Source organism: Bacillus sp. ISL-46, from assembly GCF_018613205.1.
Genome location: NZ_JAGGQR010000021.1, coordinates 53593 through 80311 on the forward strand (window position 1 = coordinate 53593; position 26719 = coordinate 80311).

Genomic DNA, 26719 nt, shown 5'->3' on the forward strand with positions numbered 1-26719 from the left:
TGCACTCTCCAATTATTAGTTTTGTGTTTACCTCCTCCTTTTTTTGTTTATTACTATTTTTCTCCACAAAAAAAGGACAGAGAAAAATAGGCGTTCCCCATTTTCCTCTGTCCTTTTACCTGAGAGTATAACTCCTTTGGTGGCACATGGCGCTCTCCAGAGACGCGTCCTATTGTGGTCCTTTTACCTGAGAGATTGAGCCCAATTTTTGGGACTTGCTCCTTCGGTGCTAAACAATGCGTTTAGTCTCTCCCACAATACTCATCCGCAATTATGAATATAATTAAATCCTAGTCTATTCAAGGAATGATGTCAAATGAATTTTCTGAATTTAATTAATTATTATAATTTTATAGAAATACAGAAACCATTGTTAACAGACACTTTTCCATTACAATTTAATGTATTCATGTGCCTTCAACTCCTATTTATATGTTAATCCAAAATCAAATCCGTAAGAATCCCCATTTTTATTTTTATAGACATAGGAAGGATCCTCTACATAGCCTGGAATATCTCCAACCTCGTTGTCTACCGCTTCTTTGTTAGCAGGTATGGTGAATGGAAGTTTCCCTGTCGGATTGTATTTTCCACGAATAACGTCTACGATTGCCTCAGCCTTTACGCCAAACGTGCTGATTACCGCTCCAGCATGGGGCTCAATTTGATCAATCAACCACGGGTTAGTGAAGTTAATCGCAGTAATCGTCGGAACTTTTTTCTGAATCTCAATAATTCTATCAACATTAGTAATTCCTGTTTCAGGGCCTATGGTTATCCGTGGATTATTATCCCAATTCGATTGAACAGGTCGGACCCAAACAAACGCATGAGTCGCTTCCTCAAGTTTATAATTTAGAAGGTAAACAATAATAGAGAATATTTTTAGGTGAATTTGTGTTTTTTTAAGATTTATAAAATTCAGATATATATACCCATAGCCAAAGTCCTAGCTTTAGACCATATAAGAACGCAAAATTGATATAAATTAAGCGCAAACTTAAATCAATCAAAAAAAAGAAGCCAAAAACTAGATTCTTGGCTCGTCGACCTTTATGGAGTTTTTTCCGGTACCTTTTCAAGCGCTGATTTTCGAAACTCTGATGGTGAAAAGCCTGTAAGCCTCTTAAAGTTGTTACTAAAATAGGCTAAATCCGAGTATCCCACTCTCTCAGCAATCTCAGATAATCGTAAGGTTGTATTCAGTAACAAACGTTTGCTTTCCTCAATTCGCAGCTCGGTAATATAATCGACAAACTTCTTGTTCAGCTGTTGTTTGAATAATTGACTAAGATAACTAGGATTCATATGGACAGACTCTGCCGCATCTTTCAGTGTAATTTGGTCTAATGCTGTTTTTTCTAAATACTGCAAAACCTTTTCAATCGTTGAGGAAGGAAGATTTTCATCCTCATTTTTTGGAGTATTCCTTTTTGTCTCTTCTTTTGATTTCATTTCCAGCCACTTTTCAAGACAATCTTTTAACTCGGTTTCCTCTACTGGTTTTAGAAGGTAATCGGTTACACCGGTTCGAATCGCTTGTTGAACAAATTGAAACTCGTCATGAACACTGATCACAATGACATCCTGTTTCTTCTTTAAATGACTCAATTCTTTTACTAACGAAAGCCCGTCCATTATAGGCATTCGAATATCCGTTAACACTAGGTCTGCATCATTATGCTTAATCCAGTCGAGTGCTTCTAACCCGTTTTCACATTCGTGGACCACTTGCAAAGGAAGCTTCAACTTGTTTATCGTCCACTTAAGAGCTGTTCGAACCCATCTCTCATCATCAACCAACAAGATATTTTTCTTCATTCTCTCTCCTCCTCCACATGATGATCTAGTATGGGTAAATGGATCAATACCTCAGTCCCTGAGCCCTGTTCACTTTGAATGGTTATTCCATACTCGGGTCCAAACAAATAATGAATTCTTTGATGAACATTTACGATTCCTATATTTTTCCCATCACTAGTGGCCGTTTTTAAGTCCATTCTTTTCTTGATTTCTTCTAAAATATGATCCTTTATTCCTTCACCAGTATCGGAAATGCGAATAACAACGGAAGACTCAGAATGACGGAAAGCTGATATCACAATTTTTAATTTTCTAGTATTAGGACCATAACCATGAACAAAGCAATTCTCAACCAATGGCTGAAGTGAAAATTTTACCACTTTCAGCTCCATTACCCATTGAGGAATATCAAACATGTACTCAAAACGGTCCTCAAAGCGAACCTTTTGAATCTGCAGATACATTTCACAAAAATTCATTTCTTCTCTAAAACTCACGGTAGATGAATGATTATTAAGATTATACCGAAGTAGTTTTCCAAGTGAGAAAGACATGGTTGCAATATTTTCCTGATTTTCTTCCAATGCCATACCCCTAATGGTTTCAAGAGAATTGTATAAAAAGTGGGGATTCATTTGTGATTGCAGCATTTTTAATTCGACTTCTTTTTGTTTAAGTGACATTTCTGCTTCCTTTAACTTAGAGACGTATACTTCTTCAAGTAAGTTGGATAGTTTCTCAACGGTATTATTAAAACCAGCAGTCAATTGTCCGATTTCATCATTTGTATCCACTCGAACTCTGCCATCTAATTTTCCAATTTCAACTTCCTTCATAAAATGTTGCAGACGACGGATGGGCCGAATAATGCTTGTGGCGAATCCGAACCCGATCAAATAGGCAATGATCAAAGAGACAAGAATGGTTAAGAATATGGCTTTTTCAATTTGAACGATTCCCCCCGTCAAATCTCGGTATGGGACTGCCGATAGAAACCTCCAGCCGAGGTTCCGAGAAAAAGTATAGGTAACAAAATCTCTCCGTTCATTTTCTAAAATTTCCGTGCTGCTTCCTTCTGTTTTCAGGTTTGAAAGTTGTTTAAATTCAACCTTTTTCCCGAGTTTTGAGTAGTCAGGATGGTAAATATAATGCCCGTTCGCATCTAGAATGGAAAAATAGCCATTTTTACTGATAGTTACCTTGTTAGAGATTTCTTCAATTCTTCTGAAATTGATATCAATAATAAGCATGCCTACAGGTAAGAGCGTCTGGGGGTTATATAGTCTCCTTACGAGTGAAATGACAGGCTGTTCCTTATTTTCTAATTTTAACTTTCTCATAACTAACATACTCATCCCATTAAGTGGGACAGACGAATACCAATATTCTTCTTTCATTTTCGTAGCAGGATAGAAATTTCTATTTCCAAGAGTATCAATTACCTGATTGTTATTAAGTAGTATAGTGATATTAGTTATATCTGCTCTTGAGTATTCTGCTTCTTTAAGGGTGTTACGAGTTGGTTCAATAAATTTATCTCTATTTTCTGACATTTTCAATTTCAAAAGGCTCGATAATTCAGGAGAGTTGATAATTTTTAAGCTGGTAATCTCAAAATCTTGTAAATAATATTCGATATGTGACTCTACTTGATCAATTACTTGGCTGCTCGATTGTCTAAGTACATTTTCAAGTTCAACCGATGAACGATTGTATGAAATAACTCCAACTGAAATGACTGGAAAAATAACCAGAAAACTGGAGAAAATGCAGAGCTTTATCATCAGTGATTGATTTTTTAAGAGGATGTATCGTTCAAGGAATTCTGCGATTTTTCTCCACCACTTCATCATTGTTGTTATTCATTCCAATCTATTAGTGATTTTTTAAACAGAAAAGACCTAGCTGGTAAATGGATATATTCACCAACTAGGCATACTGCCAGCTATAGATTATGGACGTGCTTTTTCAATGGCATCCATTACCTCTTTATAATCTTTTGAATATTTATCAACCATGGATTTAACAGCGTCTTTCCAAGGTGTAATATCATCAACCTCAGTGAAGGTAACTCCTGCATCTTTAAGTTTCTTAGTAGAACGCTCTTCCCACTTATCCCATTCTTCTCTTTGAGCTTGAACGGAATCAAGTGCTGCTTGTTTCACAATTTTTTGGTCTTTTTCTGAAAGCTTATCCCATGCTGCTTTACTAATAAGCAGGACTTCAGGGATCCGTTGATGATGGTCTAAAATAAAGTTTTTCGCTTCTTGATAATGATTAGAAGAGTCTAAGCTTGGGATGTTATTTTCTGCACCATCAATGATTCCTGTTTGAAGGGCGCTGAATACCTCGCCATATGGCATTGGCGTCGCACTTGCCCCAAGAGCTTCCATGAAATCAATATTGATTTTACTCTGCTGCACACGGATTTTTTGCCCTTTTAAGTCCTTTACACCTTTTAGTGGTTTAGTAGAATAAAAACTACGTGACCCTGAATCATAATAAGCAAGCCCTTTCATTTTTGACTGCTCTAAACCATCTAACAATTTTGTACCCATTTCACCGTTAAGAAAATTCCATAAGTGTTCTTCGCTTTCGAATACATATGGGAGTCCTAGTGCAGTGAACTGATCATTGAACTCGGCAAGCGGACTGGAATTGATTCTTGTGAACTCAATGGCTCCAAGCTGAACCTGTTCCAACACGGATTTTTCATCCCCTAATTGGGCAGATGGAAATACCTCAATTTTAATTCGGCCATTTGTTCTTTCATCAACCAATTCGGCAAACTTTTTGTCTCCAACAACAGTTGGATAATCTGGTGGCTGATTATCTGCCAACCGGAACGTATATTTAGGTTCCTCAGCTTTCGAACCCCCATCTTTTGTACCCGTCGTTGCTTCTTTCCCACAGGCAGCTAGGATGCTACCCATTAAAAGCGTTGCTGCAAGAATTCCTGTAATCTTTTTTTTCTTCATTCTTGTAACCCTCCCTTAAAAAATTTTATTGTTTTATTTTCACCTTTCCTTCGGTTACTTGACTAACATATTAGGAAGCCACAGGACTACCTCAGGAATATAGGTAATAACCAACAGAACAACTAGTAAAGCGTAGAAAAATGGCATCATTGCTTTTGTCCCTTGTTGTATCGAGACCTTTCCTATCGCACATCCGACGAACAAAACAGTTCCTACCGGCGGCGTTAATAGGCCAATCCCAGCATTTAAAATCAGGACAATTCCGAAGTGCACCGGATCCATTCCAAAGCTGGTTACAACTGGAAGGAGAATAGGTGTCATAATTAAAATCATTGGTGCCATGTCCATTGGTGCTCCAAGGAGAAGCAACAAAATATTAATAATCAATAGAATAATAATCGGGTTATCAGAAATACTTAAAAATAAGTTCGTTACCATTGAAGGAATTTTCAGGTAAGCTAATATCCAACCAAACGAAGCTGATGCTGCTATTAAGAAAAATACCATCGAAACAGTTCTCATCGTCCGGGTTAATATTTTCCATACATTAGAAAATTTTGCTTCCCTATAGACAACAAACGCTAGAATAAAAGAATACAAACAAGCTAATGCCCCAGATTCCGTTGCTGTAAACCAGCCACTCATAATCCCGCCCAGAATAATGACAGCTGGGCTTAAGGATAAAAGTCCATGTAGAAGGATCCCGCCAATTTCTGACTTTGGAACAGGGTCCGCTTTTTGGTAGCCTCGTTTTCTAGCAATAATGTAACCCGTGATCATTAAGGAAATTAACATGATAAATCCAGGAACAATACCAGCCATAAATAAACTGGCGATGGAAACGCCACCTGCTGCTAAGGAATATAAAACAAGATTATGACTCGGCGGAACTACCACACCTTGAATGGCCGATGCAATCGTTACTCCCACTGCATAGTCTGCTTCGTATCCCTTCTTTTTCATCATCGGAATCATAACAGACCCAACAGAAGAAACGTCGGCGACGGCAGAACCTGAGATATTTCCAAAGAACAATGCAGCTACACTGTTAACCATGGCGAGCCCACCGCGGATTCTACCAACCATTAAACTTGCCAGATTCACAATTCGAGTCGCAAGGCCGCCCTCACTCATAATTTGTCCGGTCAAAATAAAGAACGGAATCGCAAGTAAAGAAAAGGAATTCATCCCTTGAATCATTTGCTGGCCCACTACCGGAAGAGGTATACCTAGATAGATAACCGTCAGTAATGACGAGGCAATCAACGTAAGGGCAATGGGAAAACGAAGTAAGATTAAAATAACAAAGCTTGAAAGTAAGATAATGATCCCAATTGTGTTGCTGTCCAAGTTACATACCCTCCTCTATCTCTTTGTGACGAGTCGTGTTAATGTTAAAGAATTGCAAAAGCGAATAAACACAAATCATCACACCAGTGACAGGCATAACCGCATAAGTGATACTACTTGGCCATTTTGTCGCCGGCAGGGTTGAATCCATCATCAATACCGTAAAGTCCCAGCCCTGGATCACCAAGTATAATCCGAAAGCAAAAATAGAAGCACTGATGATTTTATCTAAAACCTTATTAAAACTTTTAGGAAATAGATTCGTGAAAGAATCAATTCCTAAATGGATATACTCTCGAAAACCCACCGCTATAGCCATAAAGGCAAACCATGCTAGCAACAAAAGAGTAACTTCTTCGGACCAAAAGAAAACAAAATTAAATAATTTCCTAGTAAAAACTTGAGTGGTGACGACAAAAATTAAGGCTATTAACGATAGAAGTGTGAATTTTTCAAAAATGGTATCGATGACTAGGCCTACTTTTTTGATTACATTCATTTGATTCCCCCCATTTGAAAACGTTTTCCTGTCTTTCATTTTAAGAATTTTATGAATGTTTTAGAATGTTCTTTTTTTAGGATAATTTGTGATTTTTTTAGGTGGAATTTTGAATCCTTTCTATTTGAATCTATTTACGTATTTTTGTAAGTTTAATAAACGAATTAAATATGCATTAAACTTACCATGTTAAGGGTATTCCATCAACTGGTAAAAATAATTTGCTCGATCAATACTAGTAAGTGGTTCCAAGATGACATATTTCAAATAGTTTCGTGTAATGATAATAGAAAATGACCCATTCCCAGCAGGAAAAGGTCATTTTTTAATAATCCTTCTTTATATCGTCAATGAGTTGATTCACTACGCCCTCTTGATAACCTGCCCTTTTTCTCTCTATTAGAGCACTCGCGACTTCCTTCAGCTCAGGAGAATTAATCTTTTGCATTTTTGGGAGTCTGCTAGATATATCCTCATCCGAAACTGTTTTGATATAAGACTCCAAGTCCATTTTCAGCTTTAGTAATTCTTTAATTGGCATGTTTAATACCGAACCGGTTTCTACAGCGCCTTTCCAGACTGGATGAACCCCCGTCTCCCCTTCGGCAAGAAAACCACGGCAAGAAACAAACCTCCATAAAGGCATGATCAGCACTGTGTCTTCTAGTTACTTACTGCCATTTTCATCTTTCTGCCCACTAAAACCCAGTATAGAAACAAACTGAAAAAAGCCAAAAATGCCAATACAAATAAGACATTACTATATAAGGATGCATTCGAATTGTTGATGTATCCCAGTAGTTTGACTTTCATAGCAGAATTGTCCATCATTGCTGCTGTATAAGCAATTCCAATGGAAGCAGCGACATTAAGGATCAAATTATAAAAACCGATTGCTGTTCCAGAATTTTCTTTTGAAATAGTCCTAATACAATTATCAAGCATCGGTGCATACATGAATGCAAACGAGCTAGAGAATACAACAATTGATAAAACAAATATTATTACCGAACTTTTTACAAAGAATCCGCCTAACAATAGACTAGCTGTGATTCCGATAATTGCAATCGTAATACACTGCTTGGTGCCCATAATTTTAGCTACTTTTCCAGATAGGGCCCCAACAATAGCTGCTAGGACGTATGCTGGAATTAATAATAGCGAAATAGTATCTAGTTTCAAATGATAAATCGATTCTAATAAAAATGGAAACAAGAAAATATATGCTAATTGGACAGAATAGACAACAAAAGCAACTGCAAGCAGGGAAAGAAACTGCTTATTTTGAAAGAAAGAAATACCAATGAATGCTTTTGTATTTTTGCTAATATAAACTAGGAAGAGCGCAATGGCTCCAATAAATAAGAGAAGATAAATCCAATTGAAATCTGTAATATATAAAAGAAGAAATGCAGCAATTGATCCAACTAAAAATAATCCTAGCACATCTACATGATTGCCTTTCCCCTCTTCCTTAGGAAGATATTTTAGAATAAAAGGAAGAATGAAAAGGGTGACTAATGGAACTAAAAATAGCGTTGTCCAATGGAAATAAGTAGATATATAGCCGCCTGTTAATGCACCAATTACTTGTGAAAGGGCAAAGCTGCTAGTACTTAATCCTAAAAACTTCTTTTGTTCACTTGCAGGAAGATGTTTGGTTACAAATATAACATATAATGTTTCAGCAGATGCCAAGCCAGCAGTTTGAACAATTCGTGATACTACGACCATTATGAACGATTGTTGAAAAATATATCCCATTACAGAACCAACACAAATTAAAATAATTCCGACGCTAAATAGTTTTCTGATACTAATGGAATCTGCCAAGGCTGCGTAAACAACAGCTCCAATTCCAATTACAAGTCCCGCTAATGTTGCTTGCCAGCTAACTGTTGTTGCAGAGATATTGAAATCCTTCGCCATATCTACAGAAATAATTTTAAAAGAATTATCTATAATCAAACATAGTAAAAATAATAGTAAGATAACAGGAACCGCTTTTTTAACATTATACTCTGATGCATCAGTCACGCTTATATCTGCACTTATTGTCGCCATCTTTCTCTCTCCTTTTGTGCTACAGGAAATCGTCACATGAATGAAGGAAAATATCCAGTAGATTTGTCATGTTATATATCAAGATTTCGTTTATTAAGCTAGTTCCAAGGCGATTTCCATCATATTGGTAAAAGCTTTTTGTCTTTCTTCTGGTGTCGTTTGTTCATCTCGAATAATATGATCACTTACTGTTAAAATTGTCAGTGCGTTTACCCCAGCATAGGCTGCATTCATATAAAGACCAGCTGTCTCCATTTCAGCACATAAAATTCCCATCTTCCGCCACTTTTCTATTGCGCTTTCATCGGCATTATAAAAGATATCGCTACTAAGGACATTTCCAACATGGACAGGTAGTCTTTTTTCATCGGCTGCTTTTTTGGCCTTCTCTAATAACGTAAACGAGGCAATATTAGAAAATTCTCCTGGCAGATTGTATTGATGAACATAACGAGAATCTGTAGAAGCACCCATCGCCATTACAATATCATACAAATTCATATTGTCCTGAATAGCACCGCATGTACCAATACGAATTAAATTTTTCACACCAAATACATTTATTAATTCCCATGAGTAGAGACTCATACTTGGCATGCCCATACCAGTTCCCATAGTAGAGACTTTCTTTCCTTTATAGGTTCCGGTAAAACCAAGCATATTGCGCACTGAATTAAACTGAACAACGTCATCCAAATAGGTTTCTGCAATAAACTTTGCTCTTAAGGGATCTCCTGGTAAAAGGATTGTTTCAGCAATTTCTACCCCATTAGGTTTTATATGTGGGGTTTCCTTATGTTCTATAGTACTCATCATATCTCTCCTCCATTTGAGTTTTCCTTCTCGTATCTGAAAACAAGAAAGTAGTATGTTTGTTTGCGTTTTCATTTAGATCCATCACAAATCTTACAACGTTGTATAGTTGTATAAAAACTTGTATGATTTCTAACAATAATAAGGATATCACACCAAACATTTGCCCACAACCCTGTTTTAATAAAAATATGTACAATTTGTAACAAAAAAAGCAGTGTCATTATAAAAATGACACCGCCTTTTTTTGTTTCCCAAGGAAATAGCTAGGTAGGATCTGTAAACTCGATATTTACTGCTGACACTATTTCTTAGTATTTATCCTTATTTGACTAAACTCTGTTGGGATATAATATTTATTATAGACAACTGGATATTTATCGCTGATATAGACGCTTTCTAAAATCAAATCACAATCCCCTCCATCAAAAATTTGATATTTTAAGGATGGAGTATTTATGGAATGAGAACGTTTTATTTCGATTGTAGAGGAATTGGCTAGTTCATATACTTCTGTATCTAACATTTCTAATAATTGTTTCTCATTCTGTAAGTCCAACTCTAACTCCGAAACTGCTTCAATAGACATTATGGTAAAAGCATAGGCTGCTACCTTATTGCCGCTCTTATACCAGCGGTCCACTGCAACAACCGCAGTCAGCGGACGGTTCAATACCTGCACTGCATAGTCTGTGACTAATTCCATCCTTAAACTAAGCTCGACATCATCCACTTTTTCCGGAAAGCAAATATATAAGGGATTCCCCAATTTCTCCAATCCAATTTTGTTTTCATTATGATGAACTTTCGTAATAAAATTACCTTTTCCATGGATGTTCTTCACCAGTCCATCTTCTTGCAAAAGGGACAAAGCTTGCCTTAATGTCATTCTACTAACCCCAAATACTTTTGCTAATTCTGGTTCTGTGGGCAGTCGGCTATCAGGCGGAAAAGTTCCATCCATAATCTGTTTGTACAGTCGGTCATAGACTGTAACGAATAAGGGTTGTTTATTTTTAGTGGGCTCATTCAGTTTATTGTTCATATTAATACACACCTATTTATTTCAATAATATTTGTAAGCTTACTTTTAGGGTTGCTTATCTCACTTTGCTTTTTGTTTTCTCTATTGTAGCGTACTTTGCTATTGAAATTAATACAATTCATAAAATAGTCCTAATTTAATAATGAAAAATAGGTGCGTTCCTTTTCTTTTCCTAATACGATCCTCCGTTTCATATAATTCACATTAGCTTTGTTTCTGACTTTATTCAGCTTGAGTCTTCTCCTTGTAACCAACTATAGGCGTCCATAGTTCCGCCATTTACATTATGGGCCACAAACCATACGATTTGAATACCATTACGGAATATTTCATCCCCTTCTTATAAAAAGGATTATTAATATTTTTCTAAATCATATTAAAGAATAATTATTTTGGTTGATGATTGGTAATTTATTATAGTCAGAAGGTTATTAAGGTACATTTATAGGAGGAAAGAAATGACACTCAGAATACTTTATAAATTGTCGATGGTCGTTTTGGTTACAGCATCTATTTTAATAGGAGCCTTTCATCCTAATACGAAAGCGATGAGTGTGGAAGCCGCGAGAATCCCAGGGAATAATCAAATGGCAGATATTGTGATTAAGAATGGGCACATCTTAACGATGAATGCGAAAAAGGATGCCTTTGTTAAAGGGACAATTGTAATAAAGGATAAGAAAATCATTGCAATTGGCGATGAAAATTTGGAAAAACAATATAAAGCCTCTAAAGTCATTAATGCCAATGGTAATATTGTGATGCCGGGAATGATTAATACTCATAATCATGTTCCAATGGTTGCGTTTAGAAGTATTGGTGAAGAAGGAGTAGGCAATCGGTTATTTGATGTGTTTTTCCACTAGAAGGAAAATTACTTTCAAGGGACCTTATTTATAAAGCATCCATTCATGGCGTCATAGAAATGGCAATGGGCGGAGTTACGACATATGCAGATATGTATTACCACGAAGATGAAGTAGCAAAAGCGACAGAAAAGATTGGCATTAGAGGAGTTCTTGGAGAAACGGTTATTAGTTTTCCAACAGTCGATGCTCCTGAACCCTATGGCGGATTAAAATATGCAGAGGACTTTATTAAACAATATAAGAATCATGAACTAATTACCCCATCTGTGGTGGCCCATGCTCCCTACACAGTTAGCCCTGAGATGATTAAGGCATCGAATAGATTTAGCCAAAAAATATCAGGTACCATTTGCGATTCATGCGGCAGAGTTTGCTGATGAAGCACAAAGAGTAGCAACCAAGTTTGGTCAGAAGTATCCTTCCGTCATAAAATACTTGGATTCTTTAGGAATATTAGATGAAAATACAATGCTTGCACATGCCATCCATATTGATGATGAAGACATTAACATCATTAAAGAAAGAGGAGCCACAATTGCCCATAATCCAATAGCGAATACAAAAGGGGCAACTGGTGTGGCACCAGCTATTAAGATTGATAAAGCAGGGATTAAAATGGGGTTGGGTACAGATGGGCCAATGAGCTCGAACACCATGGATGTATTCGGAACAGCCGGATATGCGGCAAGAATTCACAAATTGGTCAACAAAGATCAAAGCGTGATGCCGCCAAGTAAGGTTGTCGAACTTGCCACAATTGGTGGAGCAAAAGCTCTAGGGCTGGATAAAAAAATCGGCTCACTAGAAGTTGGGAAATATGCAGATATTATTATTGTAGACACTCATGCGCCTAATACCTTTCCAACCTTTGATCCGTACGCAACGTTAGCGTATGCAGCAGGACCGCAAAATGTAATCGATGTGATAGTCAATGGGAAATTGATTGTAGAAAACAAAAAGCTTAAGACCTATGATTACAAGAAAGATCTGAAGGATATGGAAGGAATCTATAAACAAGTAGCAGAAGTAGAGAAAATAGCCATTTCTCTCCGATGTTTTACAGTTTTCAGCTAATTCTTTCGACCTTATTCCTAGAAATGCCTGTACTATATTAATAATCCTTTATAATCTAATTAAACGATTCACATTATGCCTCCGATATACCTTTTGATGCACACATTTTACATATCTATATCACAGGTTAATCCTCCTAGAGGAACGATTTCTACAAAACTAACATTTTACTACTTTCCTATTACCATCAAACTTAATAAACTAATGTACTACATTGGTTATAGAATATTTTTTATATCAAAACAAATAATAAAAAAATAAGATAAGGGTGGTAAATTTGGGATTTGCAGTATTTTTCTTTGCAGCATGGCTCATTTTAGCGGTATTTTCAGTTATCGAGAGAAAGCTTCCTCTCCTGGAAAATACATTTATCTATCTGGTCATGCTTATTATTAATATTAATTGGACGTGGATCATTTATGAAGAACTGAAATTTATTGAAAGAACAAATGAGCCAATCAGCTATACAGCTTTTATACTGTATCGAAGTATCATTATTCCAATGATTTTAGTGACACAATTAAATTTGTTTTATAGCTCAAAAAACATCATGAAGTCTTCCATGGTCGTACTAGGTTCAATCGCTACATGGCTATTATTATCCATTTTGTCCAGGCACTTTAATATTTCAAATTATTCCAGATGGAACATGGGTTATGATATTTTATATATTCTGGTTCTCCATGGACTTACCTATTACTTCCATAAATTTTTCCAAAGATTCACAAATAACGAGGTGAAATACTCTTGATATTATGGGATACCTTTGACATAAACGAAATATCTTTACTAGTTATGAATGGAATAGCATTTTTGGCTATATGGCTTTTGCCTAAAAAACTCCCTCGTGATACCGCACTAGTAAGTTTAGTATGGGGTTTTACGATTGGAATCTTATTTGATTTTACACTCGGCGGGGGATTGGCGGATTTTTACAGAGTGAACGATTCAAATCACTACGAATTATTTGATCTTGTCTATTATTTCTTATTTGCACTTTTGGTTATATCTTTATTTATCTATATGAATCATTCAAAGTTTCTAAAAAAACATTTATTTGTTATATTGTGGTGTGGACCCTCTTAGGTATTGGAGCACAGTGGATATTTACTCGGCTGGAAATCATTCATTTACAGAAAGGTTATAAACTTTCTTACTCTTTCCCTGTATTTTTAGTGATTCAAACTGTAACTGGTCTTTTCTATGAGTTAATAAAGCAAAGGTATCAGCACTCCAAATAATCCGAGGGACTATTTTTTGATCTTTATTTTCTCAATTGTTGTTTGCAGCCTGCCCAAGTGTCGTTACTCTTCTTCCTTAATATAGCGAGCGACATCTTTGCTAAACTTAACTTCAAAGTCAAATAATCTAATTAAACGATTCATAATATACCTTTTGATACACGACAATTTACATAAAGTAAAAAAGCGGTTCAATTCTCATTTTAAAGAATTGAACCGTTTTTTGTTTATTATTTTGGGTCATTCCAAGGATTTTTACTCATCCTTGGTCCGGAGAATGTTTTTAATAATACAAGTTCACTGCCCCTTACATACTCGCTTAAAGAAAACGAACCTTTTGGTGCTTCTACTTGTACATCTATTCTTACCGGGCTTTTCTTCAAGTCTTGAACAATCTGGACACCCACATCCATTGGGAGCGGTTCAGGGGCACGAATGATAATATCAAGATCACTTTCTAAAGTTACAGCTTCAACACTGCTGGCAAGCTCAAAGCCAACACTGCCTCCTGGGCCCCAGGTAAGACTGTTTTCGATAAATAGGGATGCTGAATTTGTCAGAGCTGAAAACACAGGTGCCTGTTTATTTTCCCACAGATAATATTCAGTAAGATGTTCTGGTTTAATTTGCTGAATCACTCGATTTTTCGGTAAAAATGCGGCAAATCTTTCATTTCTATTTCTGCCCCTAATCCCGACAGCTACCTGCCCATTAGGAGCAATTGCCCTGCGGACCACTACAAATGGAGCAATTTCAAGAGAAAGTACAGCCCAATCAGGGATTGGAGAGTGGCTGATTAAATCCCTGCGGTTAATCTCCAATAGATCATGTGGTTCTAACACCATTGTTCTTTCAACTTTTCTCTGACCAAAATGGAAGCTGATCGTCCGCCATTTCTGGCAAAAGTAGAAGTTAGCCGGCTGCTCAAATCCCTTGGGCTGTTTTTTATGTCCGCGATTGCATACATTAATTTACTGCATACGATCAGTAGGTCCGTTTCATTAGGTTCATCTGCATTGACTCCGACAATCAGTTCATGAAGTGCGCCTAGTTTTTCAAAGGATCGGATATCATACGCCATCGCCGGAACTTTTTTCGTTGCTTCTTCGAGTTCATCAATTGTTCGAAGGGTAATTCTGGCAGCTGATTGTTTGGACATCACATGCACATTTACACCCTCGTCATCCAAAGCGATCAGCCGATTGGCCTGCATCCCATGGGAAAGGAAAGCTCCTGAAATCGCCTTACCTGGAATAAATGCAATCACTGGATGGCCTGCCAATCTTGCTGATGCATAGGCATCCACAGCTGCTGCGCATGCTTGATGGATTCCCAAAAGTTCTTCACGGTATCCGTACGCCTGACTTGGTACATCGACAATTGCAACAATTGCCCGCTTCTCATTATTTCGGTCCTCCTCCATTGCTTCCCGGATATACTTGGCGATCATCCATCCCTGTTCTAGTCCGAATTCACCTGCCCTGGCTCTTGGAAAGCGGCTGGCTTTATCAGGGACAACTGCAAGGAAACGGGCAGCCTTATTGCCGATAAAGGAGTCTGCACAAAGCACCGAAGGGATTTCTCCGATATCCGGTGACCCCGATGTCAATAGATTAAACCATTTTTGTCCCCTGCTTTTAACACCTTCGCCTAAGTCAATTTTACCGCGTTGTGCGCAATCCCCCTTAATGGTTAGGTCGGACTGAATCCATAAGGATCTAATCTTTTCCGGAGTCAGTTTCTCAGACGGATTAACCGATTCTAAAAAGGTTATATATCTATCAACTTCAGCACTTCTTGGTGTATCCTCTTTACCCTGCGCGATGGAAGAAAGTATGGATTGCTTCAATCTGTCGCAATCATCTTCCACCAAGATTTCGGTGAAACCAGATGCTTTTCTTTGATTTCCTCCGATGGTGTTCCAAATCAGACGGCGGTCCATCGAATCGAATTCCTCGATGCCTGCTTCTTGCTCAATTACTTCTGGACCATTTAAGCCGAGGCGTCCTTCGCGTGTCATGATTAACGTACTGCATAAGCCTGCGGTAATGGACATACCTCCAAAGGCACCGATTTTTCCTGGGATTATACCAATGACAGGTACATATTCCCTAAGAGCAACAATCGCTGCCCCGATTTCTGCAATCGACAACAGTCCATAATTTGCTTCCTGCAGCCTGACTCCTCCAGAATCAAATATTAAAACAGGATAAATGTATGTGCCGGATTGATTTTCCTTCAAAGCAAGTTCTAAAGCCCCTGCAATTTTAGCACCTGAAACTTCACCAATTCCTCCCCCCTGAAAATTTCCTTCTATTGATATTACTAACAAAGAGTTTCCACTCAATTCTCCTCTGGCAATGATGACTCCATCATCGCTTTGCGGAACAATCCCCTGAGGTTCCAAGTGAGGTGATTCAACCCCAGAAAATGGATCAAGCAGTTCCCTAAAGCTGGAATCATCAAGTAACATATGTGCCCTTTCACGGCCACTACATTCTACAAAACTACTTTTTAATGTATTCAGCAACATTTGCCACCTCCAATGCTTGTGCGAGTCTTAATGTGACAACACCGGGAGTTGCTCCAAAATCATTAATCATAATCTTAGCGGATACAGCATTTTGTATAAAAAACCTCTCAAGGACAGTCTTCCATATTTCTTTATACCCTGTGGTTCCAGTCCGTATGGTAACGTCTGCATATTCACCCTCAGTCGGTTCCATTAAGATTTCAAGATCACCTGATCCAACTACTCCCACGTGTGCATGCGACTTAAGGATTTTAGTTGCGGGAAAACGAAATGTTAATCTTTCCATTTTGCGGTCCTCCTTTTTTTATTAATTAGCTAATGTAGTTTGCGGATATGTCTGGTTCTTGGTATACAGATGAAGAGAATCCAGAAATAAAGTAGCCGCCAGCAGATCTGCGCTTCCACCTGGGGAAGCATTAGTCCAGCGCAAGGATTGATCCAGCTGTTTTAAAACCTTCCAGCCATTTGCAGTCCAAACTCCGCCTGATTTCAGGATTTCATTGGCAAATTCCTTCGTACTGACCAGTGCTTTCGAACCTCCACGGTGCAAAATACAGGTATCATCCAGACTAGCCATAAGCGCAATTAAGACGTTTAACCTGCAAAGATTTTCTGTTACACCTTTTCTTCTTGACACATAAAGAACAGGTAAAGCTATCTTTCTTAAATGGGGGAACCCTTGCTGAGCTTCACCTTTGGCACCATTGACCCCGTACCTTTCTTTTACATATGCACCATTGGTCTTTTCTTCTGGTTGATTCCGGTCTGGAAAAAGGGCAAGCTTTCCTGCGGACAAAGCAATATTGTCCATAGATGTTTCTCCAGGGTTCATGGCTGCGCTCGAGACAAGCAGCCCTAATGCCCAAATGGCTCCCTTATGTGTGTTAACGCCACATGTAGCTTCGAACATATCCTTTTCTCCTTGACGTCCGATAGCGGCAATCTCTTCTCGCAGTTCCTGTGACGACTCGCTTTTATAACTTGCCTTAGCCATCTCTCTGAATGCAGGCTCCAATGCTTTTGCCGATCTGATCATTAAATCTATCGACATGTCTGTATGCGCTCCGGAATTTTCTTTATCAACGAGCCCTGGTTTTGGCGTTAGTTCTGCTTCCTCGATGAGCGATTGCACTGCAAGTCTCCCAAGATACTGAATATCTGTTTGGATGTGATTCATCTTCAAAGTCCCCCTGTTACCAGCTTCTAAACTTAGCAGGCGGCTCATATAACCCATCTGACCATTCCACCAGCTCTTCAATATTTTTGGCAGCCAGTAAAGAACGCTTTGCTTCTGTCCTTTTTATTCCGAGGTCTTCAGGAAGTGCAATCAACCCTTCTCTCCTCAATTTATCGGTCTTTTTCACATCATGTTCAAGTCCAATCGGGGTAACACCCGCGATCGCTGCAATCGCCTGTCTCCGCTCTTCCAAGCTGCTTGCTTTATATAAGTAGGCAATCCCTTCTTCTGTCACAATATGAGTAACATCCTGGCCGTAAATCATAACGGGTGCAACAGCAAGCCCGGCATCGTGTTTAACATCCACAGCGTCCAAATTTTCAACAAAAATTGGTTTGTTCCCCTTCTGAAATGTTTCGACGACCTGGACAACCAGTTTGCGGCCGCGTACAAGTGGGTCGTCATTTGTCATCATGTCGAGCCAGGCTTGGGAAGAATGGCGCCGTCCCCCTGGATCATGCCCCATATTTGGTGCACCTCCAAACCCTGCTAGCCTGCCACGGGTTACGGTTGAGGAATTACCTGCAGCGTCTATTTGTAAACTGGAACCGACAAACAAATCTACAGCATATTGTCCAGCAAGCTGACATAGTGTACGGTTTGATCGCATACTTCCATCCCGCCCTGTAAAAAATACATCACGCCTTGCTGCCACATATTTTTCCATGCCTACTTCACCGCCAAAGCAATGGATACTTTCTACCCAGCCGCTTTCAATCGCAGGGATAAGCGTCGGGTGCGGGTTCAAAGCCCAGTGTTTACATATTTTCCCCTTCAGTCCTAGCGACTCACCGTATGTGGGGAGCAGCAATTCAACAGCCGCCGTATTATAACCAACTCCATGATTCAGCGATTTCACCTGATGTTTTTCATAGATACCTCTAATGATCATCATTGCCTGAAGTACCTGAATATCAGTAATATGCCGGGGATCCCGGGTGAAAAGAGGCTCCAGCTGATACGGTTTATCAGCAACAACAACAAAGTCGATCCAGGAACCTGGTATATCAACCCTCGGCAATTTATCTACCAATTCATTTACCTGGGCAATCACAATTCCGTCTCGAAAAGCTGCTGCTTCCACAAGGGTCGGAGTTTCTTCCGTGTTTGGTCCCGTGTATAAATTACCTTCGGCGTCGGCTTTGTCGGCCGCCACTAAAGCAACAGATGGAATCAAATCGATGAACAGCCTTCCATACAGCTCAACATATGTGTGAATTTCACCTATGGTTAGCTTGCCATCTTCAAGCATTTGCGCGATTCGAAGGCTTTGAGGACCTGAATAGGAGAAATCCACTTTTTTGGCGATTCCTGATTCGAACAAATCCAAATGCTCAGGACGGGATATACTCGACATAATCATATGCAAATCGTACAATTTTCTTGGATCTGCCTGGGCAAGAGCTACCGAAAGGAATGATGCCTGTTTCTGGTTGTTCCCCTCCAAAACGACACGGTCTCCAGGCATGATCAATGTTTCAAGTGCCTCAACGATTTTGTTTGTGGGAATAATCCGATTATGGGCGATTCCTTTCATGTTCGCGATTCTTTTTTCTTTTGCTTCTAATCGAGTTTTCCAAGAACGTTGTTTTATTGTCTGCATTTTATGTATCCCCTTTCATTTTATAATTTTTAAAACTTAGAATGGTCTGAAGAAAAACGTTTTGCCAATAACAGACAATTTCTAAACCCATTTTCTTCAACAGATACAGCACGGGCACCAGGCAAAGCTTTTTTTGCTAAACTGGCCAGGACGTGCCCAGGAGGCATTTCAATAAAAAGCCTTGTTCCATGTTCACAAAGAACCGAAGAGATATCATGCCATTTGACTGGATGTGAAAGATTAAAAGCAAGATCCTCTCTGATTTTTTCCGGTGATTTTAAAAGCCTTGCTGTCCTGTTGCAAGCATAAGGAATAATTGGTGAACGAAAATGAATTTTTGAAAGTTCTTCGTACAAAGAAACTGAAACCGGTCGGAGTAAGGGGCAATGTGAAGGTACACTAATGTTTAGGACATCCGCTTTTCTAGCCCCTCTATCCCTTGCATGATTGATAACCCTGTCGATTCCCGCAATGGAACCGGAAATCGTAACTTGATCTGGTGCATTGATATTTGCTACGTAAACAGGATCCTTTTCGATAAAATATGTTTCTACTATTCCTTTCATCGTACGTACGTCGATTCCTGTAATAACCCCCATCCCATAACCTGATGGAAAGGCCTGCTCCATCAATTGTCCTCTAAGCTTCACCATTCTGACAGCATCAGTAAAATCAATCGCCTTGCATGCGACCGCTGCACTGAAAGCGCCGACAGAATGGCCTGCCGCAATGTCTGGGAGTACACCTTCGGATGCAAATGCTTTTAAAACAGCAACTGACGAAACAAACAATGAAACCTGAACCGAAGTCGTCGACTCTAATGCAGCCATCGAATCCAACTTGTATACACTTTCTCCAAGAATATCACCAGCTTGATGCATAACCTCTGAAATTACAGGGTGATCGTGTAGATGATGAAGCATATTCGGCTTTTGGGATCCTTGGCCAGGAAATAAGAATGCTAGTTTCATCTTTCATACCCCTTTTTAGGCACCAGTCAATATAACTCTATTGAGCAAACTTTTTATTAATACTAGAAATAACATCCTGATTATGGCGAGTTAAGAGTTTGGCAGCCTCTGCTATATTATCCTTTGTTAAAAGGTCAATTAACATTTCGTGTTCGTGTACTGATTTTTCAATGTTTCCGTTATTTGCGAATGAAAGACTCTGGATCCTAAGCAGTGGCCATCCCAAACGGGAATACATCGTTTTAATTGTTTCACTTTTACTCATCTCCACAAGTTTCATATGAAAGGAGTGATTTAACTGGGTATACAGATGAACATCAGTAATATCCTTCATTTCTCTCAAAATAGCAGCCATTTTTTGCAGACATCCATGATCCGTTCCGTTTCTCTGAATCCGTTCGATGGCCATCGTTTCAAGCATATTACGTATTTCAAGGAGGTCATAGATTTCATTCTCTGTATAGTCCTTTACAACCGCTCCCTTCCGCGGTATTCTCTCCACAAGACCTTCAATTGACAGTAAATAAATGGCCTCCCGTACTGGCGCACGGCTTGTTCCATACTCCTCTGCATAAATATGTTCGATCAGTTTTTCCCCTGGTACTAACTCCCCCTTAATTATTTGCTCGGTAATATGTTCAGCTATATGGTTTGATAGAGCATTTTCATTAATTTTACGAGATTCCATGACTCTGTCTCCTCCTCAAAGAAAATTTGGTCGACTGTCGATTATTATTATAACCACCACCTTTAGAAAATTCAATATTTTTAGAAAATTTTAAAAATGAATTGACACTTTCTTTTCTTTCGTTTTATTATGGATTTTAGAATACAGTCGACTGTTGATTCTTAGTTTGGAAACGCTTACTCATATCTTGATCTTTCAATCTCCCCTCTTTGTCTAGGCCAGCATTGTTTTGTTTTCTCCGTGTTATAGCTTTTGTCTCTTTAGTCTAAAGCAAAAAAATTGAAAAGGAGAAATTCTATGATCATTTTTGGTGTCGCTTTATTATCTATTTGCTTTTTGGGAGGGGTATTTTTTGGAGATCTCCTCGGAAACATACTGGGGATTGACGCAAATGTCGGCGGTGTCGGTTTTGCCATGCTGATGCTGATTCTGATTGTGGAATACCTGAAAAAGAAAGAAAAGTTAAACAAACAGACGCAAGAAGGACTGGCTTTTTGGAGTGGAATGTACATCCCGATTGTTGTTGCCATGTCGGCACAGCAAAATGTTGTAGCAGCTCTTGACGGAGGAGTACTTGCGATTACTGCAGGTGTGGCCGTAGTACTTATTAGTTGGGCAGTTGTCCCCCTTCTTAGCAGGGGCGGTACGATTAATGAGACTCATGAAAGTGAAATGATAGGAGGCGAACAGCGTGTTAGAAACATTAGGTAGTATATTTCAAAATAATGGTTTAATTGTTTCTTTTGCCATTGTTGGCTTTACTATGTATCTTTCTTATTTCATTTCTGACAAGTTAACAAAAGGGCGGATTCACGGATCAGCTATTGCCATCACCCTCGGTCTTTTGCTTGCTTATATCGGAGGAGTAATTACAGGGGGAGAGAAAGGAATTGCAGACATAAGCCTCTTTACAGGAATCGGCCTGATGGGCGGCGGTATGCTCCGGGACTTTGCGATTGTTGCCACTGCCTTCGGGGCCAACTTCAGTGAAATTAAAAAGGCTGGAGTAAATGGAGTCTTATCTTTGTTTATTGGTGTAATCCTCTCCTTTATTATAGGAGTATGTATTGCATTAGCGTTCGGATATAAAGACGCAGTTAGCTTAACCACGATAGGTGCCGGGACAGCGACCTACATAGTGGGACCTGTTACAGGAACAGCAATAGGGGCAAGTTCTGAAGTCATTACCATAAGTATTGCAGCAGGTCTTGTAAAATCAATTCTTACGATGATCGGCACCCCATTTGTAGCAAAATATATCGGATTAAACAACCCGCGCACGGCAATGGTATATGGAGGATTAATGGGAACAACAAGCGGCGTCGCTGGAGGATTAGCCGCAACAGACCCAAAATTGGTTCCCTACGGAGCAGTAACCGCCACTTTTTATACTGGCTTAGGCTGCCTGCTTGGCCCTTCAGTATTATTTTTGATAACAAAAGCAATTTTTGCTTAATTAATGAACTTTCTACTGGTGATCGTTTAAACTCATTAACAATGTTTATTTCTGGTGGAGAACTGTTCAAAAACCTTTTCAATTCTTTTAGTAAAAAAAGAGCCTTTCCTTATGGAGAGGCTCTCAGTTTGTCGACAAAGGGGTTCGGAATGGTTTCATTACGAACCCCTTTGTGATTTTTTACTGGATTTGAAGGAATTATAGAGAATAGTAGACCTCAAAGCTAAATGCTGCTACGACACACTCACCAATGAAAGAAATGATTAATCCAGTATGAAATCAAAAAAGGTGATATTAGTAGCAGTATTACATATACAATCAGAGATTCGAAGATTACGTAATTTAAAACAGGTATTGGAATCTTCAAATGGTGTAAAGTTTAAATTAGCCCACACCAGAAGAAATTAATTCTAAAAATTCAATTATGTTTATTGCTTCTAATCCTAAAAACAGAGACGAAATTACGGTGATTACTAACAAAAATGACATCTACCAAACCAAAGATAAAGGTGGTAACTGGAAAGCTTTAATAAAGAATGGGAGAGTACAATAATTATGATGTATGAAAAATAATGACAGCAGCTGACATCCTTTTTCCTTTATAAGGAAAAATAATTTTTAGAGAAGCTGGATGATTCTAAACGAGATTTTAATGTGTTCTGCACAAATTCTGCACATTTTTGATGTATTATGACTGAGTAACTAAGTTTAAGGAGGTAACTATAGTGAAAAAACGTACTATCCTATTTCTTCTTACTGTCATCACTGCCCTGTTTTTAGCAGCATGCTCAAATGGTGATGAGGCGAATGAGCATTCGAATATGAATCATGGTGAGAAAACAGAACAAGAAAAGAATTCAAGCTCTAAGGACCATGAAGGAATGGATGACATGAATCATTCCAGTTCTGGTGAAGTACCAGAGGGTTTAAAAGAAGCCGAAAATCCAACCTTTAAAGTTGGAAGTACAGCCATTATTAATTCTAACCACATGGAAGGCATGAAAGGTGCTGAAGCAACTATTGTAGGTGCCTACGATACTACTGTATATACGATTTCGTATACGCCTACAACTGGTGGAGAAAAAGTAACAAATCATAAATGGATTATCCATGAAGAAATTAAAGATGCTAGCGACAAACCATATAAACCCGGTGATGAAGTGATTGTAGAGGCGGACCATATGACGGGGATGAAAGGTGCAACTGCTGTGATCGATTCAGCCCAACAAACTACTGTGTATATGGTTGATTTCACTCCTACAACTGGTGGAGAAAAAGTAACAAATCATAAATGGGTAACAGAAAGTGAACTTTCATCTAAATAAAAATAACAAAAAAGTACCAGTAAATGATGATTATTCTTGATTTTACTGGTACTTTTCTTCAACAAGAGGGCTCAAAAAGAGTGATTCTATGTACTATCGGGGGCTTTAACAAAATAAGGAATAAAAATTAATAAGCCTAAAATATGCAAGTTTTTATGCACTACTTGCATATTTTGGCTTTTTTAATATTCATAAAACATAATGCGATAAACAGCACTTACACTCTGCCTATTCGTTTCAAAAATTTATAGAATGTCTCCCGTTTCTTTCCTAATTGTGAATATAAACCTTAAGGGTAAAGGGGACAGGTTTACCAGGAATACGTCGATTTAATTCTTTTGCCACTGGCATCCCCTCCTCTACTTCCCCTTTGCAAAAATTACAGGTCCTCAAGCTCTTTACAGAGTTTCCAACTGGATAACATTCTAGTCCAACACTTTTGAATTCTTCTATGATTTCTGCTTTTTTATCTTCTGGAATTTCTATATATAGTTGTTGAAATATAGTAAGTTCAAGTTCCTCATCTTCATTCATATATTTAGAGATGATCACAAGCTGTTGTGAGTTGAGTTTTGCCCCAAACCCAATTCCTCCATTAATTGCGATCTTTATTTTTTTAACATCATTCACCATATTTTTTCTCCCCTGTTTTAATTGTCTTTAAATCTATAGCTTAACCCTTTGGAGACGCAAAGCATTTAATACAACCGACACGGAACTAAAAGCCATAGCTGCCCCAGCGAGCCATGGTGCTAAAAGGCCGATTGCAGCAATCGGGATACCTACCACGTTATAGGCCAATGCCCAAAATAAATTTTGCTTGATATTTCGAATTGTTTTCTTGCTCATAATGATGGCATCTGCGATTGTATTTAAATCCCCACTTATTAAGGTACTATCAGCAGCTTCCATAGCCACATCCGTACCTGTACCTAAAGCCATTCCAATATCAGCGACAACTAAAGCTGGGGCGTCATTAATTCCATCTCAGACCATTGCCACTTTTCTTCCTTCATTTTGAAGTTTCTTCACTTCTTCTGCTTTTCCCTCTGGAAGAACCTCTGCAATAACATGGTCAATACCAACCTCTTTACCAATAGCCTCAGCAGTCCTCTTATTGTCACCAGTAATCATAACAACGTTAATATTCAAATCTAATAAACGGCGAATCGCTTCTTTTGATGTTTCTTTGATGGTGTCTGCTACGGCTACAATACCAATATAATTTCCATCAATTGAAACTAGCATTGCCGTTTTTCCGTTATTTTCAAGGCTTTCCATATTCGATATTGCTTTTGTAATATCTATATTTTCTCTTTTCATAAGCCTTCTGGTTCCTATTAGAATCCCTCTATTCTCTATAACAGCACTTACACCATAACCAGGAATAGCTTCAAATTCTTGAACCTCTTTAAAAGGGATATTCTTCCCTTTTATCCCTTGAACAATGGCTTGTGCTAAAGGATGCTCAGATTGATTTTCAGCAGAACCTATAAGGGATAAAAACTCTTCCTCCTCAATATTTTCATGTAAAATAACATCTGTTAATTGTGGAGTTCCTTTTGTAACCGTTCCTGTTTTATCTAAGATCACTGTATCGATGTGATGTGTTGTTTCAAGATGTTCCCCGCCTTTAAAGAGAATACCAAATTCGGCAGCTCTCCCTGAACCAGCCATAATGGACGTTGGTGTGGCAAGACCTAGTGCACAAGGACAGGCAATAACTAGAACAGCAATTAATTTTTCTAAAGCTACTGCAAATTCTCCTGGACTAACCCAGATAAACCATATCAAGAAAGCACAATTGCAATGCCTACAACAATTGGAACAAAAACGCCTGAAATTTGATCAGCTAGTCGTTGAATAGGAGCCTTTGAACCCTGTGCTTCTTCAACAACTTTAATGATCTGTGCTAATGCTGTATCTCTACCGACTTTTGTTGCTTTTATCTTTAAGAAACCATTTTTATTGATGGTTGATCCAATGACTGAATCACCAACCGTTTTATCCACGGGTACACTTTCACCTGTTAACATGGATTCATCTAATGCTGAGCGTCCTTCAATAATTTCACCATCTACTGGCACTTTTTCACCTGGTTTGACGTAAACAATGTCACCTACTACTACTTCTTCTAGGGGTAATTCTTTTTCAATTCCATCTCGAACAACCATCGCGGTTTTAGCTTGAAGACCCATTAACTTTTTAATGGCTTCTGATGAACGGCCCTTAGCTTTAGCTTCAAATAGCTTACCTAAAATGATTAGGGTAATTAAAATCGCACTCGTTTCATAATACAAATCCAGCATATGTTCTTGGGAAGCTATTGATCGAATAGTTTCATACAAACTATAAAAGTACGCAGCTGATGTTCCTAGAGCAACTAAGACATCCATGTTCGCACTTTTATTTCGAAATGCTTTGTATGCCCCGACATAAAACTGCTTCCCAATAAAAAATTGGACGGGAGTGGCAAGTGCTAATTGTACCCATGGATTCATTAGTATATCAGGTAAATAAATAAACGACGTAAAGGAAAAGTGGCTAACCATTGACCATAATAATGGCAAGGAAAGGATTAATGAAAATATAAACTTTCCTTGTTGATTCTTTATTTCTTTTAGGCGATAGTCAACATTTTTTTCCATTACAACATCATAGCCTAAATTCTGAATTTTCTTTTGAAAATCCTGGTCAGATACCACTTCAGGATCATATTTTATGGTGGACTTTTCAAGTGCTAAATTAACATTCGCTTCTTTTACGCCCTCCATTTTTTTGAGCCCATTTTCAATTCTTGTTGCACATGCAGCACAGGTCATTCCTGTAATTTGAAAATTTGTTTCTTTTATTTTATTACTCATATTAAACACCTCTCTTATACTGGTGGGGGGTATATAATTTTGTTAAAGATAACGTGCTTTTTCAAAGCACGTTCAGACTGTCGACAAATCCGAAAAACTTGGGTTTGCCGGCAGTCTTTTTTATGTCTTTGTTAATTTGTTTGTTGATTTGCGCTCCAGGCGCTTCGCTTTCCGCGGGCGTAGCGGGGAGCCTCCTCGGCGCTTAAGCGCCTGCGGGGTCTCCCCTGCTTCGTACTCCCGCAGGAGTCTTCGCGCCTTCCGCTCCAATCAACAAGTTATAAAATCAATAATGACCTTTAAATCAGT

Annotated in this window: 23 protein-coding genes, 3 pseudogenes and 1 riboswitch; of the genes and pseudogenes, 7 read left to right on the forward strand and 19 right to left on the reverse strand. The window is 38.5% G+C overall.

The window, feature by feature from the left end; translation table 11 throughout:
* Nucleotides 1–165: 165 nt before the first annotated feature.
* Nucleotides 166–265: riboswitch (glycine riboswitch) on the reverse strand.
* A 159-nt stretch (nucleotides 266–424) separates the two neighbouring features.
* The 10 genes from J7E67_RS31840 to J7E67_RS13690 all read right to left on the reverse strand — a co-directional run bounded on the left by J7E67_RS31840 (nucleotide 425) and on the right by J7E67_RS13690 (nucleotide 10552).
* Nucleotides 425–931 carry a glycoside hydrolase family 3 C-terminal domain-containing protein gene (locus J7E67_RS31840; RefSeq protein ID WP_214732085.1) on the reverse strand — a complete coding sequence of 169 codons (507 nt, stop codon included), beginning with the start codon at nucleotides 929–931 and terminating at the stop codon, nucleotides 425–427.
* A gap of 122 nt (nucleotides 932–1053) precedes the next feature.
* The gene (locus J7E67_RS13650) at nucleotides 1054–1821 is read right to left on the reverse strand and encodes a response regulator transcription factor (RefSeq protein ID WP_214713412.1); all 768 of its coding nucleotides are present in this window, start codon (nucleotides 1819–1821) and stop codon (nucleotides 1054–1056) included.
* On the reverse strand, nucleotides 1818–3656 hold the full coding sequence (locus tag J7E67_RS13655) for a sensor histidine kinase (protein WP_214713411.1): 1839 nt from the start codon (nucleotides 3654–3656) through the stop codon (nucleotides 1818–1820). Before J7E67_RS13655 ends, J7E67_RS13650 begins: the two co-directional genes overlap by 4 nt.
* 99 nt (nucleotides 3657–3755) lie before the next feature.
* Nucleotides 3756–4781, reverse strand: coding sequence for a TRAP transporter substrate-binding protein (locus J7E67_RS13660; RefSeq protein ID WP_214713410.1), 1026 nt, complete (start codon nucleotides 4779–4781; stop codon nucleotides 3756–3758).
* Nucleotides 4782–4835: 54 nt separating this feature from the next.
* Nucleotides 4836–6131: a TRAP transporter large permease gene (locus tag J7E67_RS13665; protein WP_168244361.1), complete on the reverse strand. Its 1296-nt coding sequence runs from the start codon at nucleotides 6129–6131 to the stop codon at nucleotides 4836–4838.
* A gap of 1 nt (nucleotide 6132) precedes the next feature.
* Complete coding sequence (locus J7E67_RS13670; protein ID WP_214713409.1) at nucleotides 6133–6630, reverse strand: TRAP transporter small permease; 498 nt, start codon at nucleotides 6628–6630, stop codon at nucleotides 6133–6135.
* A gap of 325 nt (nucleotides 6631–6955) precedes the next feature.
* A complete protein-coding gene (locus J7E67_RS13675; protein ID WP_214713408.1) occupies nucleotides 6956–7276 on the reverse strand; it encodes a hypothetical protein in 321 nt (106 codons plus the stop codon).
* A 17-nt stretch (nucleotides 7277–7293) separates the two neighbouring features.
* Entirely contained in the window at nucleotides 7294–8694 is a 1401-nt protein-coding gene (locus J7E67_RS13680) for an MFS transporter (RefSeq protein WP_214713407.1), read from the reverse strand.
* 93 nt (nucleotides 8695–8787) lie between these two features.
* Nucleotides 8788–9507, reverse strand: coding sequence for a purine-nucleoside phosphorylase (deoD, locus tag J7E67_RS13685; RefSeq protein ID WP_214732086.1), 720 nt, complete (start codon nucleotides 9505–9507; stop codon nucleotides 8788–8790).
* 304 nt (nucleotides 9508–9811) lie between these two features.
* Entirely contained in the window at nucleotides 9812–10552 is a 741-nt protein-coding gene (locus J7E67_RS13690; RefSeq protein ID WP_214713406.1) for a GntR family transcriptional regulator, read from the reverse strand.
* Between the two features lie 458 nt (nucleotides 10553–11010).
* Between J7E67_RS13690 and J7E67_RS13695 the strand changes: the two genes are divergently transcribed.
* The 4 genes and pseudogenes from J7E67_RS13695 (at nucleotide 11011) to J7E67_RS13710 (ending at nucleotide 13246) form a co-directional block, all read left to right on the forward strand.
* Nucleotides 11011–11418, forward strand: a complete 408-nt coding sequence (locus J7E67_RS13695) for a hypothetical protein (RefSeq protein ID WP_214713405.1) — start codon at nucleotides 11011–11013, stop codon at nucleotides 11416–11418.
* Nucleotides 11419–11438: 20 nt separating this feature from the next.
* Nucleotides 11439–11798 (forward strand): annotated as a pseudogene (locus J7E67_RS13700) (amidohydrolase family protein); the annotation flags it as partial.
* On the forward strand, nucleotides 11776–12495 hold the full coding sequence (locus J7E67_RS13705; protein ID WP_308161399.1) for an amidohydrolase family protein: 720 nt from the start codon (nucleotides 11776–11778) through the stop codon (nucleotides 12493–12495). The pseudogene J7E67_RS13700 and the gene J7E67_RS13705, both read left to right, overlap by 23 nt.
* Before the next feature lie 277 nt (nucleotides 12496–12772).
* Complete coding sequence (locus tag J7E67_RS13710) at nucleotides 12773–13246, forward strand: hypothetical protein (RefSeq protein WP_214713404.1); 474 nt, start codon at nucleotides 12773–12775, stop codon at nucleotides 13244–13246.
* A gap of 720 nt (nucleotides 13247–13966) precedes the next feature.
* Here the strand turns inward: J7E67_RS13710 and J7E67_RS13715 are convergent.
* The 7 genes from J7E67_RS13715 to J7E67_RS13745 are packed head-to-tail and all read right to left on the reverse strand — an operon-like array spanning nucleotide 13967 to nucleotide 20768.
* Nucleotides 13967–14581 carry a malonate decarboxylase holo-ACP synthase gene (locus J7E67_RS13715; RefSeq protein WP_214713403.1) on the reverse strand — a complete coding sequence of 205 codons (615 nt, stop codon included), beginning with the start codon at nucleotides 14579–14581 and terminating at the stop codon, nucleotides 13967–13969.
* Nucleotides 14572–16269: a biotin-independent malonate decarboxylase subunit beta gene (gene mdcD, locus J7E67_RS13720; RefSeq protein ID WP_214713402.1), complete on the reverse strand. Its 1698-nt coding sequence runs from the start codon at nucleotides 16267–16269 to the stop codon at nucleotides 14572–14574. The genes J7E67_RS13715 and mdcD overlap by 10 nt, the downstream gene beginning before the upstream one ends.
* A complete protein-coding gene (locus J7E67_RS13725; protein ID WP_214713401.1) occupies nucleotides 16244–16555 on the reverse strand; it encodes a malonate decarboxylase subunit delta in 312 nt (103 codons plus the stop codon). The genes mdcD and J7E67_RS13725 overlap by 26 nt, the downstream gene beginning before the upstream one ends.
* Nucleotides 16556–16576: 21 nt before the next feature.
* On the reverse strand, nucleotides 16577–17446 hold the full coding sequence (locus tag J7E67_RS13730) for a triphosphoribosyl-dephospho-CoA synthase (RefSeq protein ID WP_214713400.1): 870 nt from the start codon (nucleotides 17444–17446) through the stop codon (nucleotides 16577–16579).
* Nucleotides 17447–17462: 16 nt separating this feature from the next.
* Nucleotides 17463–19109, reverse strand: coding sequence for a malonate decarboxylase subunit alpha (mdcA, locus tag J7E67_RS13735; RefSeq protein WP_214713399.1), 1647 nt, complete (start codon nucleotides 19107–19109; stop codon nucleotides 17463–17465).
* 29 nt (nucleotides 19110–19138) lie between these two features.
* The gene (locus J7E67_RS13740) at nucleotides 19139–20080 is read right to left on the reverse strand and encodes an ACP S-malonyltransferase (protein WP_214713398.1); all 942 of its coding nucleotides are present in this window, start codon (nucleotides 20078–20080) and stop codon (nucleotides 19139–19141) included.
* A gap of 37 nt (nucleotides 20081–20117) precedes the next feature.
* On the reverse strand, nucleotides 20118–20768 hold the full coding sequence (locus J7E67_RS13745) for a GntR family transcriptional regulator (protein ID WP_214713397.1): 651 nt from the start codon (nucleotides 20766–20768) through the stop codon (nucleotides 20118–20120).
* A 297-nt stretch (nucleotides 20769–21065) separates the two neighbouring features.
* Here J7E67_RS13745 and madL point away from each other — a divergent pair, with 297 nt between their 5' ends.
* From madL to J7E67_RS13760, 3 genes are all read left to right on the forward strand, one after another.
* Nucleotides 21066–21479 carry a malonate transporter subunit MadL gene (gene madL / locus J7E67_RS13750; protein WP_214713396.1) on the forward strand — a complete coding sequence of 138 codons (414 nt, stop codon included), beginning with the start codon at nucleotides 21066–21068 and terminating at the stop codon, nucleotides 21477–21479.
* A complete protein-coding gene (gene madM, locus J7E67_RS13755) occupies nucleotides 21460–22224 on the forward strand; it encodes a malonate transporter subunit MadM (protein WP_214713395.1) in 765 nt (254 codons plus the stop codon). The genes madL and madM overlap by 20 nt, the downstream gene beginning before the upstream one ends.
* 725 nt (nucleotides 22225–22949) lie before the next feature.
* Nucleotides 22950–23549: a YdhK family protein gene (locus tag J7E67_RS13760; protein WP_308160467.1), complete on the forward strand. Its 600-nt coding sequence runs from the start codon at nucleotides 22950–22952 to the stop codon at nucleotides 23547–23549.
* A 285-nt stretch (nucleotides 23550–23834) separates the two neighbouring features.
* Here the strand turns inward: J7E67_RS13760 and J7E67_RS13765 are convergent.
* Nucleotides 23835–24182 (reverse strand): annotated as a pseudogene (locus J7E67_RS13765) (nitrite reductase); the annotation flags it as partial.
* 33 nt (nucleotides 24183–24215) lie between these two features.
* A pseudogene (locus tag J7E67_RS13770) lies at nucleotides 24216–26413 on the reverse strand (heavy metal translocating P-type ATPase).
* Nucleotides 26414–26719 lie beyond the last annotated feature (306 nt).

Coding starts and splice junctions, on each gene's coding strand:
- J7E67_RS13650 (WP_214713412.1), bottom strand. CDS start 1,821: ATGAAGAAAAATATCTTGTTGGTTGATGATGAGAGATGGGTTCGAACA.
- J7E67_RS13655 (WP_214713411.1), bottom strand. CDS start 3,656: ATGATGAAGTGGTGGAGAAAAATCGCAGAATTCCTTGAACGATACATC.
- J7E67_RS13660 (WP_214713410.1), bottom strand. CDS start 4,781: ATGAAGAAAAAAAAGATTACAGGAATTCTTGCAGCAACGCTTTTAATG.
- J7E67_RS13670 (WP_214713409.1), bottom strand. CDS start 6,630: ATGAATGTAATCAAAAAAGTAGGCCTAGTCATCGATACCATTTTTGAA.
- J7E67_RS13675 (WP_214713408.1), bottom strand. CDS start 7,276: ATGCCTTTATGGAGGTTTGTTTCTTGCCGTGGTTTTCTTGCCGAAGGG.
- J7E67_RS13680 (WP_214713407.1), bottom strand. CDS start 8,694: ATGGCGACAATAAGTGCAGATATAAGCGTGACTGATGCATCAGAGTAT.
- deoD (WP_214732086.1), bottom strand. CDS start 9,507: ATGAGTACTATAGAACATAAGGAAACCCCACATATAAAACCTAATGGG.
- J7E67_RS13690 (WP_214713406.1), bottom strand. CDS start 10,552: ATGAACAATAAACTGAATGAGCCCACTAAAAATAAACAACCCTTATTC.
- J7E67_RS13695 (WP_214713405.1), top strand. CDS start 11,011: ATGACACTCAGAATACTTTATAAATTGTCGATGGTCGTTTTGGTTACA.
- J7E67_RS13715 (WP_214713403.1), bottom strand. CDS start 14,581: ATGGTGTTAGAACCACATGATCTATTGGAGATTAACCGCAGGGATTTA.
- mdcD (WP_214713402.1), bottom strand. CDS start 16,269: ATGTTGCTGAATACATTAAAAAGTAGTTTTGTAGAATGTAGTGGCCGT.
- J7E67_RS13725 (WP_214713401.1), bottom strand. CDS start 16,555: ATGGAAAGATTAACATTTCGTTTTCCCGCAACTAAAATCCTTAAGTCG.
- J7E67_RS13730 (WP_214713400.1), bottom strand. CDS start 17,446: ATGAATCACATCCAAACAGATATTCAGTATCTTGGGAGACTTGCAGTG.
- mdcA (WP_214713399.1), bottom strand. CDS start 19,109: ATGCAGACAATAAAACAACGTTCTTGGAAAACTCGATTAGAAGCAAAA.
- J7E67_RS13740 (WP_214713398.1), bottom strand. CDS start 20,080: ATGAAACTAGCATTCTTATTTCCTGGCCAAGGATCCCAAAAGCCGAAT.
- J7E67_RS13745 (WP_214713397.1), bottom strand. CDS start 20,768: ATGGAATCTCGTAAAATTAATGAAAATGCTCTATCAAACCATATAGCT.
- madL (WP_214713396.1), top strand. CDS start 21,066: ATGATCATTTTTGGTGTCGCTTTATTATCTATTTGCTTTTTGGGAGGG.